The 15302-nt window shown below is 62.0% G+C and carries 15 protein-coding genes and 4 pseudogenes; 7 read left to right on the plus strand and 12 right to left on the minus strand.

Annotated features, from left to right (window positions below):
• Nucleotides 1-116: 116 nt before the first annotated feature.
• From M8523_RS33765 to istB, 3 genes and pseudogenes are all read left to right on the plus strand, one after another.
• A pseudogene (locus M8523_RS33765) lies at nucleotides 117-547 on the plus strand (transposase); the annotation flags it as partial.
• Nucleotides 548-1522 (plus strand): annotated as a pseudogene (istA, locus tag M8523_RS33770) (IS21 family transposase); the annotation flags it as partial.
• On the plus strand, nucleotides 1519-2376 hold the full coding sequence (istB, locus tag M8523_RS33775) for an IS21-like element helper ATPase IstB (RefSeq protein ID WP_282589218.1): 858 nt from the start codon (nucleotides 1519-1521) through the stop codon (nucleotides 2374-2376). The pseudogene istA and the gene istB, both read left to right, overlap by 4 nt.
• 82 nt (nucleotides 2377-2458) lie before the next feature.
• Here istB and M8523_RS33780 read toward each other — a convergent pair.
• The 5 genes and pseudogenes from M8523_RS33780 to M8523_RS33800 all read right to left on the minus strand — a co-directional run.
• Nucleotides 2459-2674: pseudogene (locus M8523_RS33780) on the minus strand (helix-turn-helix domain-containing protein); the annotation flags it as partial.
• A gap of 126 nt (nucleotides 2675-2800) precedes the next feature.
• On the minus strand, nucleotides 2801-3073 hold the full coding sequence (locus M8523_RS33785) for a hypothetical protein (RefSeq protein ID WP_282589219.1): 273 nt from the start codon (nucleotides 3071-3073) through the stop codon (nucleotides 2801-2803).
• Nucleotides 3074-3089: 16 nt separating this feature from the next.
• Entirely contained in the window at nucleotides 3090-3290 is a 201-nt protein-coding gene (locus M8523_RS33790; protein WP_282589220.1) for a hypothetical protein, read from the minus strand.
• A 183-nt stretch (nucleotides 3291-3473) separates the two neighbouring features.
• A complete protein-coding gene (locus M8523_RS33795) occupies nucleotides 3474-3716 on the minus strand; it encodes a hypothetical protein (RefSeq protein ID WP_282589221.1) in 243 nt (80 codons plus the stop codon).
• Nucleotides 3717-4175: 459 nt separating this feature from the next.
• A complete protein-coding gene (locus M8523_RS33800; RefSeq protein ID WP_282589222.1) occupies nucleotides 4176-5090 on the minus strand; it encodes a glycoside hydrolase family protein in 915 nt (304 codons plus the stop codon).
• An 82-nt stretch (nucleotides 5091-5172) separates the two neighbouring features.
• Between M8523_RS33800 and M8523_RS33805 the strand changes: the two genes are divergently transcribed.
• Nucleotides 5173-5364 carry a hypothetical protein gene (locus M8523_RS33805; protein ID WP_282589223.1) on the plus strand — a complete coding sequence of 64 codons (192 nt, stop codon included), beginning with the start codon at nucleotides 5173-5175 and terminating at the stop codon, nucleotides 5362-5364.
• Nucleotides 5365-5803: 439 nt separating this feature from the next.
• Nucleotides 5804-6115 (plus strand): hypothetical protein, encoded by a 312-nt coding sequence (locus M8523_RS33810; RefSeq protein WP_282589224.1) that lies wholly within the window; start codon nucleotides 5804-5806, stop codon nucleotides 6113-6115.
• A gap of 123 nt (nucleotides 6116-6238) precedes the next feature.
• On the opposite strand, the pseudogene M8523_RS33815 reads toward M8523_RS33810, so the two are convergent.
• Nucleotides 6239-6358: pseudogene (locus M8523_RS33815) on the minus strand (SOS response-associated peptidase family protein); the annotation flags it as partial.
• A 313-nt stretch (nucleotides 6359-6671) separates the two neighbouring features.
• Here M8523_RS33815 and M8523_RS33820 point away from each other — a divergent pair.
• On the plus strand, nucleotides 6672-7739 hold the full coding sequence (locus M8523_RS33820) for a hypothetical protein (RefSeq protein WP_282589225.1): 1068 nt from the start codon (nucleotides 6672-6674) through the stop codon (nucleotides 7737-7739).
• Between the two features lie 1293 nt (nucleotides 7740-9032).
• Here M8523_RS33820 and M8523_RS33825 read toward each other — a convergent pair.
• The 6 genes from M8523_RS33825 to M8523_RS33850 all read right to left on the minus strand — a co-directional run bounded on the left by M8523_RS33825 (nucleotide 9033) and on the right by M8523_RS33850 (nucleotide 14337).
• Nucleotides 9033-10691, minus strand: coding sequence for an AAA family ATPase (locus tag M8523_RS33825; RefSeq protein ID WP_282589226.1), 1659 nt, complete (start codon nucleotides 10689-10691; stop codon nucleotides 9033-9035).
• A complete protein-coding gene (locus M8523_RS33830) occupies nucleotides 10688-11077 on the minus strand; it encodes a hypothetical protein (protein ID WP_282589227.1) in 390 nt (129 codons plus the stop codon). Before M8523_RS33830 ends, M8523_RS33825 begins: the two co-directional genes overlap by 4 nt.
• Nucleotides 11078-11108: 31 nt before the next feature.
• A complete protein-coding gene (locus tag M8523_RS33835; RefSeq protein WP_282589228.1) occupies nucleotides 11109-12080 on the minus strand; it encodes a 3'-5' exonuclease in 972 nt (323 codons plus the stop codon).
• Between the two features lie 106 nt (nucleotides 12081-12186).
• Nucleotides 12187-12651: a hypothetical protein gene (locus M8523_RS33840; protein ID WP_282589229.1), complete on the minus strand. Its 465-nt coding sequence runs from the start codon at nucleotides 12649-12651 to the stop codon at nucleotides 12187-12189.
• 59 nt (nucleotides 12652-12710) lie between these two features.
• Entirely contained in the window at nucleotides 12711-13610 is a 900-nt protein-coding gene (locus M8523_RS33845) for a 3'-5' exonuclease (RefSeq protein ID WP_282589230.1), read from the minus strand.
• Nucleotides 13600-14337 carry a hypothetical protein gene (locus M8523_RS33850; RefSeq protein WP_282589231.1) on the minus strand — a complete coding sequence of 246 codons (738 nt, stop codon included), beginning with the start codon at nucleotides 14335-14337 and terminating at the stop codon, nucleotides 13600-13602. Before M8523_RS33850 ends, M8523_RS33845 begins: the two co-directional genes overlap by 11 nt.
• 90 nt (nucleotides 14338-14427) lie before the next feature.
• Between M8523_RS33850 and M8523_RS33855 the strand changes: the two genes are divergently transcribed.
• Complete coding sequence (locus M8523_RS33855) at nucleotides 14428-14733, plus strand: helix-turn-helix domain-containing protein (protein WP_282589232.1); 306 nt, start codon at nucleotides 14428-14430, stop codon at nucleotides 14731-14733.
• Nucleotides 14734-15302: the final 569 nt, after the last annotated feature.

The following is a 15302-nucleotide window of genomic DNA, read 5'->3' on the forward strand; positions in this document are numbered from 1 at the left end:
CGCCGTCACGCCGCTGCCAGACCTTGTCCGAAAACGAGCTGCACCAGCCTGATTGCCCGCAGTTTTGCCCCTGTTACGCCTATCAGTGTCAGGACCCAGCGCCGATCCACACCTGGAAGGAGCTTATCGGCTTCCAGGTCGGTGTACGGGAGAGTGACCAGAGCTGGCGCGAGTTGCTCGTCGGGGTGAGGCGGCACGGCCTCACCGTTGCGCCGGAACTGGCGATCGGGGATGGCGCGCTTGGCTTCTGAAAGGCCGTTGAAGAGATCTATCCTGGCACGCGGCACCATCACTGCTGAATTCACGAGACCGCGAACGTGCTCAACAAGGTGCCGAAATCCGTCCGGGCCGCGATGAAGGATGACCTGCGAGAGGTCCACGGCGCGCCCACCCGAGCCGCGTCCGAAGCCGGGATCACCGTGTTCGACGAGAAGTACGCGGCCAAATGCCCGAGAGCGGTCAATTGCCTGACCAAGGACCGCGACGCTCTCCTGACCTTCTTCGACTTTCTAGACTAGCTGAGCACTGGGACCACCTGCGAACCTCGAAGCGCTACCTGGCCGCGATCCGACCCGAGAATGGCCCCAAGCCCTACGAGGTGCGCTTCGAGACGCCGGCGGGGGTCCAGGCGCAGGTCGACTTCGCCCGATTCGTCGTCGATTTTGCCGACGATCCCGGGACGAGCCGGATCGTCTGGCTCTTCAGCCTCGTGCTCGGCCACTCGCGCTTCATCTTCGCGCGGTACGTCCTGCACCGGGACCTGCAGACCCTGCTGCGCTGCCATATGCAAGCGTTCGATGCTCTCGGCGGGACGCCGATCGAGATCCTCTACGACCGCATGAAAACGGCGGTGACCGGCGAGGACGATGACGGCCACATTATCTACAACCGGTCGCTGCTGGCGCTGGCCCGTCACTACCATTTCCAGCCTTGCGCCTGCCGGCCCTACCGAGCAAAGACCAAGGGCAAGGTTGAGCGGCCGTTCAGCTACATCCGCCAGGACTTTTTCCTGGGCCGCACCTTCCGCAACCTCGACGATCTCAACACCCAGTTGATCGGCTGGCTCGACACGGTGGCCAATGCCCGTGTCCACGGGACGACCCAACGCGTCGTCGCCGAGGCGTTCGCCGCCGAGCGGCCCGAGCTGCAGACCTTGCCCGCCCACCGCTTCGATGCCGTGCTCAAGCTCGAGCGACGGGTGAGCCATGACGGCTTCGTCGCCGTCGGCGGCAACTACTACAGCGTCCCCGATCGCACCCGGAGGCTGGTCGAGGTCCAGCAACTGCCCGATCTCGTTCGCATCCTGGACCTCGGCGCCGTCGTCGCCGAACATCCGGTCCTCGAAGGGCGAAAGCAGTATCGCATCGATCGCAGCCACCGCACAGGTGGCGGCGGCGGAGTGAGACGCACCGGGGTCGCCGCCGGCGTCACCATCGGCCGCCTCGGCGATCAAGTCCCGCTGCGCTCTTTGGCGATCTACGAGGCGATCGGCAACCAGCTGGCGACGGGAGGCCGGCCATGACGCTCGGCGCCGCGTCACGGGTCGATAATATCCGCCACAGCCTCGTGGGCCTGAAGATGCCGCGGGCGCTCGAGATGCTCGACGCCACCCTGCGCCGGATCGAGCAGGGCCAAATCGACGGCATCGAAGCGCTCGACGATCTGCTTCTCGAAGAACTCTCCTTGCGCGAGAACCGCCGGATCAAGGCGGCGCTGCGCATGGCGCGGCTGCCTGTGATCAAGACGCTGGCCGGATTCGACTTCTCCTTCCAGCCCTCGCTCGATCGCAATCGTATCATGGCCCTCGCCGGCCTCGACTTCATTGCGCGCGCCGAAGTCGTCCATCTTCTAGGGCCGCCAGGAACCGGCAAGAGCCATCTTGCGACGGCGCTCGCCGTCGAGGCCGTGCGCGCCGGCAAGCTTGTCTACTTCATCCCGCTTGCCGACCTGGTCGCCCAACTCGCTAAGGCCGAACGAGAGGGCGTTCTGCGCGAGCGCATCCGCTTCTTATGCCGCGCATCGCTGCTCGTCGTCGATGAGATCGGATACCTGCCGGTGACCCCCGGCGGTGGCAACCTGTTCTTCCAGTTGGTCAATGCCCGCTACGAAAAGGGCGCGATGATCCTGACCTCAAACCGGGGCTTCACCGAATGGGGCGAGATCTTCGGCAGCCCCGTCGTCGCCACCGCTCTCTTGGACCGGCTCCTCCACCACGCCGTGGTCATCCAGATCGAGGGCTCAAGCTACCGCATGCGAGAGCACGCCGCCCTCGTTCCTGAGAACCTGCGAGCCAATCATCTCGCGAGCCCGCCCGCCCCGCCCAAGCGGCCTGGACGACCGCCCATGAAAAGACAAGACGATCACCAGACCGCCTAATCGCCGATCCACCCCGCCGCCAATCTAGGGAATTTTGCATGCCCACATTCGCGGACAATTCGGTGCCCGTTGACACTCAGCCCGGATAGGCTGTGACACGCTCGCGCAGATACCCCGAGAACGGGTCCAGCAGCATCGGCCGAGACTGGCGTGGTCCATACGCCGGCGGCTCCAGGCCGCGCTCGATGTAACGCCGCACCGTCTTGCGGTCGAGGTCGCATTGACGCGCGATCGCGCTCACCGAAAGCCCCTGTCGATGCAGGTCTAGGATCATCACCAGCTCTCCCAGTTTGACCACCGACTCACCCCCCGCCCATCGGGAAAGCATCGGCAAATCGCAACCGCCGGGCTCCCGGGGCGCGCGCCGGAAGCCCGGCGGCAGACGTCCAACTGGGGAGTTTTCAACCGGCGGTTTTGGGGAGTTTCACTCCGGCATCAACATCCGCAGACGCCAATCGCGCAAAGCGGCGTGGCCGGCAATCGTGAGCCTGTAGGCGTCTGCACGGTCGGCCTTCACGCTGCCCCGCTGCGCCAGCGCTATGAACCCGCCGGCGAGCAGCACGCGCGGCGACACGTCGTCGAACACCGTGAACGGGTCCTCGAGCAGCGACCATAGTCGCTCGCCCTGCAGAGAATGCGCGAGCGTGGCGCCGACCGCCATGCGGGTCAGGATGGCCGCTTGCGCGTCGGTCAGCACGTTCTTCGCATCATGCCTACCTGTCCGCGGACACGCGAGGCTGAACGCGCGTGTCAGCGACGGGATGAGCGACTGAGCGCAGCCACGGCAGCGCCATTCCTGCGACGGTCAGGACGATCGCCAGCACGAAGCCGATCGCCGTCCCGCGCGGCGGGGGAGAGTGGCCCGGCTCGTCCGGCCGAGGTGCGCCGGGTACCGGTGGCAGGAAGCACAGCATGGGCGAGATCTTAGGCCGAATTGCAGAAAGTCGCCAAGCCGATCACCGGCCGCTCTCCCCCGAGCTGATCGCCTTCGGGACGCCCCGCCGCTTCTGCGCGGGGTCGCAGGCGCACAGGCCGCAGGACGCCGGTCCGGCCGCTGTTCTTCACGGTTGCAGAAGAGGTGCGCTGGCCGGAGTTCTCTAGATAAACTTAAGCAAGCCGGCCAAGAGCGCCCGCTCGGCTTCATCGAGCGCCTCGGCACAGCGTCGTCGCAGCACCGCGGATCGCGTAAACTCCTGGGCGCAAGCGATGCAGGTGCGGAGCTCGGAAAACTCCGGCCCGAAGCTGCTGGACCTGATCTTCTGGCGCAGCCGTCGCATCAGGCCCAAAGTCCATTCCACGTCCTTCTTGAGGTCGTAGTTTTTCTCAGCCCAAGTCGCCATCATCGTCTCCGAATGTGATTCCTCAATGGTAAAGGAACAGCACCATAATGCGTGCATCGGATTAAATGGCAACATAGACGCTCGTTTAAGCTGTTCCTTCGATGTAGTTTGAAAATTTCAAACGCCATACAGAGCAGACAAAGCAGACAATCAACTGTCTATTTACTAAGAGAGTGAATTCAAAACCGTCTGTTATGTCTGATCATTAAATTTGTGTCATGAGGTTTTCTGCGGAAGGTGAGGGTCGGCCGATACGTCGTAATGCACCGAGGTTACGAAGGGAAACCGGTCGCGGGCACTCATCGCCCTCGCACACGCTATCTCGGTTGTGGCCGCCGCCACGCAAGCTCGCTGTTCAGTGCTTCCTGGCTTCGCCTGGCGTGAGCAGGCCATTCTCATCCCGCAGGAAGGGCACCACGACGTAATAGGTCACGCTCGCCATCGGATTTCCCTCAACCTTCAGATCGCCATGTCGTAATCGAGCCGAAGCTGCTGCGGCTCGGAGCGGTGCTCCTGCAGCGCCGCTGCAAGGTGGGGATCTACCCCAAGATCCTGACGGATGAGGCCATGCGACCAACGGTGCTGTGACCGCGGGCGGTGCCAGGGCGGGCAATCGACGAACGGGTACCAGCAGACCCCCACGACATCAGCGCCATTCTGCTCGGCGGCCGCCACGTCCTGCAGGATGTGGCGCAACCAATCACCCTTGTTCCAACCGGGATGGCGCCGATGGTGGATCGGGTGCCCGTCATGCCAACTCGTCTCGGCCACCATGATGGGAAGCCGGTAGCGTCGCGCCACCTTGGTCAGGACCTTGAACAGCGATGTGCGAGCTGTGTGCGGATAGTAATTCACGCCGACCACATCGACGAGGCCTGCCGCGACCAGCGCGTCCGTCGCGGCGAACTGGCGTTCACCAATGCCCGTGATCGGGTCGGTCGAAAGAATGCGCACCTCGGGGTGATGATCTTTGACGACGCGCGCCATGGTGATGGCCAGGTCAACGGCCGCCTGTTGCGACATCCCACACAACGTCGGGTAGAGCGAAGGCTCGTTGACCGGACAGATCCACAAGGGTGCCGCCCGAATGACTGCCTCGGCCACCCTGCGGGCATGCGCCACAGGATCATCCGGCGGATCGAGATGGCTCAGATCCCAGATCACGCTCATCCCTGCCACATGGGCGCAACGAAGACGCGGCTTCAAATCATGGCGCCACGGCAAGCCGTCCCGCGCGCGGGTCAACCCGTGCTGGCGCGCGATAGCATAATGCGCGGGCACCCGGTCCTCCGGCATATGCCGCGTGGTGCGCAACAGGTCGTGCCCATTCCAGCCAAGGCGGCCACACTCGAATCCCGCCAACAAAGCCGTCATCGCGATTCGCTTTCCCCCGACCATTTGCCGCGATCGTAGCAGACCTCTTGCCGTCGTTCTCTATCTGTTCACATTCTGGCAGATGCTTCGGCCGAAGACACTCGCGCAATATCCCTGGGTCGTGGTGCGGATCGATTGCGTGCAATGCGATCGGCGCGGCTGCTACCGCTTGGCCCGCCTCGCGGCGCGTTACGGACCGGAGCAGAGCCTCGAGGGCCTGCTTGCCGACCTCGCACACGATTGCCCGTGGTGGCGCACGAACCCGAGGAAGTAGGAGCCGCGCTGCGGCGCCCGCTTTGTCGATCTCGACCACAACCTGCCGCCGACCGATCATCCGAGCGAGCCGGTGCATCGCCGCCGGCCACCCGCTCGTGAAGACGTGCCGAAACGATTTGCCGCTTCCCAGCCGCGAGCCCAGAGCGAGGTGCCTCGGCTCTCGACCTGGCCGCATCCAGAGATCGTTGTCGCCTGTGCCAGATGCGGGCGCCGCGACGTTCTCCTGGTCGAGCACCTTCGCTCGGCCGTCTCGGGCGGAGACACGAGGCTGACGGATCTCCTCGACATCTTGACGTCGGAATGTCCGCGGCGGCGAGCGCAATCGGTCTATGAGCAATGCGGCGCGGTCTTCGTTTCGCCAAATAGCGCGCCGGATTGACCGGAACCCGCGAAAGGCAGAGCCGTTGCATGAACAGGCTGTCAAGCTGGAGAACATCATGAACAATCTGCGGGCCGGACTGATCGCGATATGCGGTTTGGTGACCATTGCCGCATCCCCGGCGTCGGCCTTGCCGATTTCGGCGGTGTCACCGGCGATCTCAAGCAGCCAAGCCGACGTCAACATTCTCGACGTTCAATATGGATATGGCTACCGGCATCGGTATGGATATGGGCGCCGGTACGGTTTTCGCCGCCCCTACGGCTATGGCAGAGGATACGGATTTCGGCGACCCTACGGCTATGGATATCGGCGCCACTATGGATACGGAGGCTACGGGTATCGACGTCCGTTCGGCTTTGGCTACTGATCCCGGCGGCAGCCTCAACACCAAGCCGGATCCATTCTCCCGGGCGGTCCGGCCACCTCCCGAAGCATGCGTGCCGACGCGCCGCCATCCGTATATCTGAGGGTACGCGGCGGCGCGTCTTAGAGCGTTTCTGAACATTGGCTTCTCCGCCACGGTCTCGGCCCGGGCGTTGAACGTCGCGGGTGCGTCCTTGAGCGGCTTGGACCACCAGCCCGGCACCAATTCCCAGCGCATCCGGACAAGTTCGCGCTGGCCGCCACATCGAGGCGCACGACGTCGTCGGTTCGAACTCGTCGAGGTGACGGTCTATCCGCTTTGGGTTCAACGTGGCCTGGATGATTGGGCAGAGCGGTGCGAGAGGCAAAGCTTCTGGCTGGCGCCACGGATTGCCGCCGACCTCCTTCAGGAGACCGACCCGGCGGAGCTCATCCGGCCGATGGCTGAAATTGAGCTAGGTGTGTTTGCTACCTAATACCGGGCGTTTGTGCTTGCGGCACTAGCGGCCATGGAGATGGAAGGGGTACGGTTGGAGGACTTCTGAGGCTCCCACCTGCCCATGCGCCGTTTTGCCAACGCCGAAATTATTCTGGGATTTTTCCTTGGGTTGTTTGTAACCCTCCTGTTTGTGGGGGTTAACTTATACCAAGCTGATCATTGCGCCGAGGAACGTCAGCAGAGCCAAGCAGGGCCAGGCAAGAACCCAAGCCCAGAGCAGAAAGTAGCCCATCCTCATAGCGAGGACGATGAACGGGAAGAAGAGATAACCAGCTATGCCAAAGCCCATCCAGGGGTTTGTGGAATCGCTGGGTTCCCTCGGATGACGGTCGGTTACTTGGACCATCATGAGGGGTTCTTCGTTGGACTTTTCACCATGGCTCTGTTCGGGGCCACTTTCTTCTTGTGGCGCTCCACCGAAAAGCTCTGGAAGGCTGGCGAGGATCAGCGCGTTCTGTCCGAAAAGATTGCAATCGATCAGTCGATCAACACACGAGAGTCCCTGCGAATAGCCTCCGAAGCAGCTCACGCAAGCCTGCAGGCTTCGCAAACGGCTGCTGCCCAGCTCGCTCAAGATAGGGATGCCATAATCGTCCGTGAGCGAGCCTATTTCGCTTTCCAGCAATTCGGCACCATTCATGGATTTGAAGACAACATTCTCAAATGGTGGTTGTTCGACGTTCAGTGGAGGAACTCTGGAAACCGCCCCCCTAGAGCCATGGTAGGCTGTACGAGCTATTGCCTCTTTCCAGAGATGATTGAGCCGGAATTTAGCTTCCCAGATCTCCCGGTTGATCCGCAAATTCCGCGGTCCGGGAAAATCTTTGTCGCACCTCAAACATCGATCAGAGGCGCAATGATCCGCGTCCCGGTGAGCGACATGATCGCTATTGCCGAAGGACGAAAGTACCTGATGATCTGGGGATGGGTCGAATATGATGACGGATTTGAAGACACTCCCCGAAGAAGAAGCGAATTCGCTGCTATCGTGACGATGCTCGGGAAGGCCACCGAAGCGAACGCCGCACACGCCAACATTCGCATGCACCCCCGCCATAACGGCACCGATGATGAATGCACTAATCCAATTGTGACAGCGCGCGGCGGAGCCGACCTGCAACCGGTCTAGCTTGTGGCGTTTGCGCCATAATACCGGATAATCGCGTGGCGAACGCTCCTCGCCGAACTGCTTTCGCAATCGCACGCCGGCCGCGTCGCTGTGTGAGCTACGAACGCGACGGCGGCATGTCCAGCGGGAGCCATCCTGCCCGCACCCGTGCGTCGCTCCGCCAGACTCTTGCGGTCGCTACGGGCAACTTCCATCGTCGCAGCACCATGGAGTGCTCGGTCCGGCTCGGCCGTGTTCTAGATGAGTCAGGCGGTTAATGCTGGCGCAGATTCCTCGGCCAAACCACCTTGTTTCCGCGAAACAGCCGATAATGCCAGTCTGCCCGGCGGGTTTTCAAAGCGTCCTCTTCGGTAAGATATCTGCCAACATCCGACACCCACCGACTTTCGAGATCTACCCTGGTAAGGAGGTACGGCGGAAGCTCCTCCCCGTCATCCGGCACGGGAATGCCCGAGTCTTCCTCAATGGCGGTCATTGGCCTCTGATCCTTTGTGCAACAACTGTCTCGCCGCCTCTGGCCTGGAGGTCGCGGGTCAGGCTGACGGGCGATCCACGCGTCGAGGGCTCTTAGGACAGGCTGTACGATGCGGCCGCTGATCACTTCCGCTTCGGTCTGGCCTGGCGACCTTTGAGGTTGGCCAGCTCGTTCTCCGCCACGGCCTTTCGCATCACATTCATGGCGGCTTCGGGCTCGGCTCGATCGTTCCCCGGGATACCGCGGTACGAACACCCCGCCGGCCGCCTGTCTTGAGACAGCCAAGGTCCGCGCCGCCAACGCGTCGTCGGCCTCGAAGAGATTGCGTCGACGCCGGCCGGTAACCAGGCTTGATCGGCTCGGTAGGTGATTCGTTGCATTGATCCATCGCCGGTCCAGCATATGGAAGGGCGTAGAGGCGGTAAGCTCCCGCCCGGAGCTACAATGGCCGGGGATCTGATTCGCGGTCCAACCGGCGGAACGATCACCTTCATACGGTGCTGCCCACGTGCTGCCCACGATTTGAAAGTATGGTGGGCGCGACAGGGATTGAACCTGTGACCCCTCCCGTGTGGAGGGAACTATCAAAGGCGCGCCAAGGGCGCTGTGAGATCTGACCCCCGTGAGTAGCGCAGCGTGGCTGAGTTCACTTGGTCGGAGCGCTGCCCGCGAGCCTTGATCAAGATCCGAATTCGTCGAGGAACGCCCGCAGCTTGGTGGTGATCGATCCGTCCCATATGACCGCCATCAATCCTGCGATCCTCGACAAGCCGAATGAACTTGGCGACAAGGTGGTCAAACATGGCGGCGCTAACATCTCATCTAGGATTGGTGTATTGCACCCTTCGGTCTCCCTGTGGGGCAAAAAATCCAAATGCGGGTTTGGACCGCTTCGTTCTTGGATGAATGTCCTCGTCCGATAAGGCCTTGCGCCCGTCTGCGGCAGCGCGAGTCATGGCGTCGTCGATAGCGATCCGCATCTCGCGGGGGCTCGACACCACAAGCCTTTTCAGCACTTCTGATTCGAGGTTCGGTTCGAAGAAGTTCCGGCGCCGCACATTGGCTTCCGCGTAGATACTCGCTGCGACCTGAACGCGTTGATCAAATGAGAGTTCGGGAACGTGAAGGATGGTGAGGCGATCGATGATCGGCTCGGGGATGCTCTCGATCGAATTGCCGGACATCACCCACATCACGGCGGACGCGTCGAGGGGAAACCCGAGAAATTCGTCGACGAATGTCTTCGAGCCAGCGGGTTCGATTAACGTGTAAAACGGACGATAGGGGTCCGAATTGTTCGCGTTGACGTATGCCTTGTCGAACTCGTCAACGAAAATCACAGGATTCGCAACGTCTTCCTTGAGAAGGGTTCTTGCGACCAAACCGGGTTGCGCGTTGCGCCAACTCGGATGGGCGCCGAATAAACCTTCCCCGAGAGACGCCCCGTTCATGGGGTAAACGCGAAAGGGGACTGTGAGGAGCGCGGCCAGCCGCGAAAGGTACCAGGTCTTCCCCATCCCCGGCGGGCCGACGAGCATGATTGGCGGCATCGAGATCGGCAGACCAATGTTGATTGCCGCTCGAAGGTGTCGGTGAACAAGATCGGTCAACTCGGCAAAATGAGGGGCCCGCTTGCCGAGGTGATCGAGCTCGTCCAATACGTTCGCTGTTGCCCTGGCCAGGCGACGCCACTGTCCAGCCTCACCGCGGCGGAGAATTCGGGAGAGACGCGCCTGGTGTTCAGTTTCCGCTGGGCGGCTTCGTTCTTCTTCAAGTTCCAATAAACTTTCGTCTTCCTGGTCCAAGCCTCCGGCAACATCTTTCACGCTGTAGAGCTTGATGCGAAAGGGATCGGACTCCGGAGATAGGCGTCGTTGAGCCTTGGCGAACGATCCCAACGGTGGATCGGCCGGAACGTGCAACCTCCTGTGCTGAGGAATAAAGCCGTCGAGGCCGCCCAGTGGTGTTGCTGAGCGGTCCTCGGTTTCAATGCTGCCTTGAGCAGCGAGTACGCTGCGGAGAATAGCATGCGTGGCGCAACTGACGTGACTGACGTCAATAGGGCGAGATTCATTATGTCGGATTTGGCCGGGCAACCCGCACGTTTCGCAGATCTGCGACGAGCGACGCGCAATCATGGTCTGGATCATGCCGATGCGAGCAAGGATGTCGGTCACTTGAAAATCATTTCCGACGTCAACGGGATCGAATTGAACGGCAAGGGAGCCGCCGGACGAGGCAAGACGCGCAAGTGTCAGCTTGCGGTCCGGAATAAACGCCATCAGATCGGCGATGTAGGCGAAGGTGTCACGGCAGAGCTGCTGCCACCCAAAAGGAATCGAATCTGCGAGACGATGCGCATTCAGCCATGCCGCATGCTCCTCGCACAGGCTTTCCACGAATTTGTCAGGGGCTCTGGCTTCGAACATTTTCGGCCTGATCTGTGGGGTAGAGAATACCGATGAAAGGAAGCTCAAGCCGGCTGCATGTCTCGATCAGCGTGCTCATCGCACCGCGTCGCATACCAGCCAGAGCCCTCTCGCAGCAGTCCTGCAGAACCGCACGTGTCGCAGGTGTGTAGGGATTTACTTTCAGCTTCATCGACCAGCGCACGGATGGCCTTCGCTGTCGGGTTTTCTCGATCGATTTCTGGAGCCAGCCTGTAATAAAATCTAAGCCCGCCAAACTTTTCCTTGATCTGGCGAACGATGAGGCGAATTCCAGGCTCGCCGGCCAGGGTTGTGACGAGGCGAGCCATAAGATCCTCGACCAGCCGATGCCATCCGACAGGGACTTCTTCGAAGGTAGTCGCGTCCTGAATAATCGGGGCAAACGTTTGACAAAGTTCAGCTGTGAACGCCAAGACAGTCTCCGCATCAGCAAGGGTGAGAAAATTAAATGCGGGACGAGAACCGGTCGTAGGCGGAGAGCCAAACGACGGGGAGGTCGACTTCCGCATGGAAGATTTGTTCGAACAAAAAGTTCTTTTTGGCATCCAGCGCAGCGGCATCGATATCGATGCACCAGGCGCGAGCCCGGCCATCTTCGCCGTTGTTCCATCGGTAGCCCCGCTGCTTCAACAAATCCTTCTTGTCGTATCGGGCATCGGCCGCCCAGATTCGGCAGGTCTCGCGAGTCACGCTCTTCAGGATTAGGCTCATGGGAAGTTTTCCTGAGCGGGGGAGGCGCCTGCTGAGAAGCTCGACCGTCGCGAGACAATCGGCTTCCGCGCGATGAGCGTCGTAGAAAAACCCCGCTTCGGACATCAGACCCTGAAGCTTCAGTGTGGCGGCGCCCTCTCGTTTCCAATCTATTTCGGACATCGAACACGCCCACCGAACACAGGCAAAGGATGGAATAAGACGCTCGAGAAAGGGGCGATCGAAGGCGGCGTGATGCGCAACGACAAGCGAGGCCCGGTCCAGCAATGGGAGGATAGCGGCGGAATCGACGACGCGACCCTGCACTGCGGCGTCCTCGGTCCCGGTCAACTCCGTGACGCTTGCAGGGATCGGCAGAGATGGTTCGCGCAGCTGGCTGATCGGTTCGTGCACGGCAACTATACGACCGGAGTTGTAGTATTGGAACGGGACAGCGGCGAATTCGATGACCTCGTCACTGGTGGGATCGGGTCCGGTCGTTTCGACGTCGACAACGAGTCCAAGCCTAGTATTCCGCGCCGAACAAAGCGGAGTCGGGTTCAAAGAGTGACGCCTGAGGACCCGATAGTCGCCGCTTTCTTCTAGAAGGCGTGCGAACTTCTCGAGAGCGTCGGGCGTCGGTGCGATAGGCATTAGATTGGCCTCCCGCTCCGGCAGGATAGGGACGTAGGCGGTTCGGGCCGTTGCCGCGTTGGGATGAAGCACGAACGTCCCCAGGGTAGGCGTTCAATGCAGATAACGCGGAGCCCTTTTGTGCAGTGCACTTCGCCCGCCGGAGCCACGACTGAGCGCTTCGCGCCGTGGGCGCCCATCACTCCGGCCCGAGGCGAGGCCGGATTCTGGCGGCGTGCTTACAAATGTCGGCGCGACGAGCCGGGGCAGACGAGGGCGGGCGCTCCCCGATGTCATTGACCGTTAGCCGGGCTTCGTCCGCTGCGACCGAAGCGGCCAACATGGCCGCGAGATTGTCTTTGCGCTCCTGCCGCGACCCGAATAGGTCACGCTTCAGGAGGAGCGCGTCGTGATCAGGGCAGGGGCAGCGCCCTAGGGCCGCCAGCGCGGCATCCTCGGCCATCGCCGCTCCGGCGGCGACCTCGGGATCTAGGCTTGCAGCGCGGAATGTCCGTAGCAGCTGCAGGCGCATTACGGTATGCACGAGCGCTTGGAAGTGGCCGTGTTGCCGGCCGAGCCTGCGAAACGAGGACAGCTCGTCGCAGGAGAACGGCGCAAGGGCGAAGACGGGTGGAATGCTGGGCTCGGGTAGGGCGGTTGACATAGCGGGGCTTTCTTTTGCGGAACGAGCGGGAGCGGCCGTATGGTCGGGTTGTTGCAATCTCACGGAACCCCCGCACGGTCGGTGAATCGGTCGAGAGCTGTGACAGGAACAGCGAGGGCAGGGGAGCGGTTTCGGTAGACGTGCTCCGCCAAGTATGCGAGCTCGGCCTCGGCGGCGGAGGAGGGAAGGTCGACGTTCCAGGCCCGCGGCAGTCCGCCCGACCCGTCGCACCACTTGAAGCCGCGTCGCTTCAAGAGGTCCTTGGCCTCGAAGGGCGCTCCGAGCGCCCAGACGCGGGCGCTGGGAGCGCGGGTGCGTTCCATCATGTGATCGAAGCCGCTGCGGCCCGAGCGGGGTAGAGGTAGGCCGATGAGGTGGAGCGTCGCTGCGGCGTCGTCCAACGCGCGGTGCCCGCGATGGAAGAAACCAGCCTCAGCGAGGAGGAGCTTGAGCCGTGCGGCTTCAAATCCTTCCTCGCGCCACGGGATCTGGCTGAGGGAGCAGCTCCAAGGCAGGCATGCGAACCCAGGCCACCGCCGTTCGGTAAAGCGGCGGTCGAACCCTGCGTTGTGTGCGATCACGAGGTCGGCGCCGGCCGCGAAGGCCTCCACCAGCCCGTCGTCGATGGCTTGCCCAGCGACATCCACGTCGGCGAGGCCGGTGATCGCGGTGATCTCCCGCGGGATTGCGCCGGACGGCTCCTGGAGCCCCGTGAACGCTCCGAGCAAACGCCGGACGCCGTGAACGTCGTACTCAAAGCGCAGCATAGCGAGCTCAATGATCTCGGCCTTCGCGGGATCGAGGCCCGTGGTCTCGCAATCGAGGACGATGCCGACACCCTGCCCGGGATCGGGGGGATGGGGTACCGAAGGGCCCGAGGGCGTGGCGATGCGGCGGAGCACGCGGTATTCGCCGGTATTCTCGAGCTTTAACGCAAGCTCCTCAGTCTCAGCCAGCATCGACATCCTCCCGCGAGCGTGCGTCGGCTGCGTATCCGGCCTGGCACGTGGAGGGGGCGCTCCCCCATGTCTCGACTACGTGGTCGAAGGCGTCTCGGCCGTCCCCTAGCATGGCGAGAGCAGCCCCGAGCGCATCCGCAACGAAGACGAGGTCGACGCCCTTGGAGAGCCGGTAAATGTCTTGCACCAGGGTCTTGCGGGAGCCCTCGATGCTGTACCGCGGCATCACAGGTAGGAACTTCTGCTGCTCCGCCCGGCGCTCGACCGCCTCCGGAAGCTGGGCGCAATGATGGGCCTCCATCGGCCTAAGCATCAAGGCTAGGCGCCGATCGAGCTCGTCCGGGCAGGACCCGGCTGGGAGCTGGACCTGCAGCGTGCCACCCCACGGGCTGCAGCCACTTGGGAGGCGAGCATCTACCGCCGCAAAATCGAGGGGTGAAAGTTGCCAGTCGCCAAACATGACGTCCTCTTCGTATGGGCCGAGAAAGTACGACAGCGCCGCATGCCCGGCGCCCCGCAGACCGGCGATACGTGTGAGCGGCTCGCTGGCGATACCGATGTGAGCGACCTCGAAGCCGAGCTCCTGCGACCAAGACTGCAAGGCGGGGCAGGTCGCCGCGTAAAGGTAGGCATAGGTGTACCCCGTACGAACAAGCCGGCGGGGTTCCCGGTCAGTCACTTCCGGGGTATTGTCACAGGGAAAATGCGGGTTGGGGAGCACGCTCATTCGGTCATCTCCTTCTTGAGAACGGTATAATATGTACTTTAAGTACACATTCAAGACCGCGAACTGCGCCGACCGCCTGATGTTACCATCATGGTAAACGCGATCACGGCGAGGCAGTGTCGGATGGCTCGGGCCGCGCTCGACTGGTCACAGCTCGAACTCGCCCGGATGTCCGGGATCGGCAGCACCTCGATCAAGAAGTTCGAGCTCGGCGCCAAGTTACGTCCCCATCTTCTCTCGGAGCTTAGACGGTCGATGGAGGCCGCGGGGATCGAGTTCATTGAAGAGGGGGCCGTCGTAAGGGGGAAGCTTGTTGCCTTCGGTGTCTTTCTTTCAGACCAGTCTGCGGCGTCCGCTGAACTCGCGGTTGGCTTGGATGGTGCGGGGGATTCTTGACCCTGGTGCTAGACCCTATGAACGCTGTGAGGGTGGCCCGTCATCCGATATGCGACGGTACGAGGGTTAAGCCGGCGTGCCGGCGCAGAGCCTCACGCATGGGAGACGGGCCATACGGACCATACCGATTGATTGGCTTGGATGTTCAAAAAGGAACTCGCCAACAAGATGGCGCGGGTAATCTGGGCGCTTCTGACCCAAGGTGGGACCTATCGAACATCTGGGACGACAAACGGAGCGGTTCACGCTTGAGCCGACGGTCGACCAGGACGAGCTGACCGGCGGTAGGGAAGGTACAAGATAGATGATGAACCATCGGGACGACATCCCTACGCGAGACAAGCCGCGCGACGATGCGCTCATAGCGGCGGGTCTGATTGATATGGCCACTCACGTCGCGGACTTCATCAAGGCCAGCGGTCCGACACCGCGCTCAAAGGCCGAACATATGACCGCACCGTCCTAGCCCGGATTATGCAGCGTGGGTAGGCAGATGTGGCGCAAGCGGCTGAGATAGCGTATGAATTGGGTGTCTAGGCCAGTCAGCGCCGTTTCCGCGAGGCCACACC

Origin of the sequence: Lichenifustis flavocetrariae (genome assembly GCF_026130545.1) — a bacterium.
GTDB lineage: Bacteria > Pseudomonadota > Alphaproteobacteria > Rhizobiales > Beijerinckiaceae > Lichenihabitans > Lichenihabitans flavocetrariae.

Bases quoted from the DNA above. Each gene is read 5' to 3' on its own strand.
- M8523_RS33840 (WP_282589229.1), bottom strand. From the start codon at position 12,651: ATGTCAACCGCCCTACCCGAGCCCAGCATTCCACCCGTCTTCGCCCTT.
- M8523_RS33790 (WP_282589220.1), bottom strand. From the start codon at position 3,290: ATGCTGTGCTTCCTGCCACCGGTACCCGGCGCACCTCGGCCGGACGAG.
- M8523_RS33855 (WP_282589232.1), top strand. From the start codon at position 14,428: ATGGTAAACGCGATCACGGCGAGGCAGTGTCGGATGGCTCGGGCCGCG.
- istB (WP_282589218.1), top strand. From the start codon at position 1,519: ATGACGCTCGGCGCCGCGTCACGGGTCGATAATATCCGCCACAGCCTC.
- M8523_RS33800 (WP_282589222.1), bottom strand. From the start codon at position 5,090: ATGACGGCTTTGTTGGCGGGATTCGAGTGTGGCCGCCTTGGCTGGAAT.
- M8523_RS33810 (WP_282589224.1), top strand. From the start codon at position 5,804: ATGAACAATCTGCGGGCCGGACTGATCGCGATATGCGGTTTGGTGACC.
- M8523_RS33850 (WP_282589231.1), bottom strand. From the start codon at position 14,337: ATGAGCGTGCTCCCCAACCCGCATTTTCCCTGTGACAATACCCCGGAA.
- M8523_RS33820 (WP_282589225.1), top strand. From the start codon at position 6,672: ATGCGCCGTTTTGCCAACGCCGAAATTATTCTGGGATTTTTCCTTGGG.
- M8523_RS33795 (WP_282589221.1), bottom strand. From the start codon at position 3,716: ATGGCGACTTGGGCTGAGAAAAACTACGACCTCAAGAAGGACGTGGAA.
- M8523_RS33845 (WP_282589230.1), bottom strand. From the start codon at position 13,610: ATGCTGGCTGAGACTGAGGAGCTTGCGTTAAAGCTCGAGAATACCGGC.
- M8523_RS33805 (WP_282589223.1), top strand. From the start codon at position 5,173: ATGCTTCGGCCGAAGACACTCGCGCAATATCCCTGGGTCGTGGTGCGG.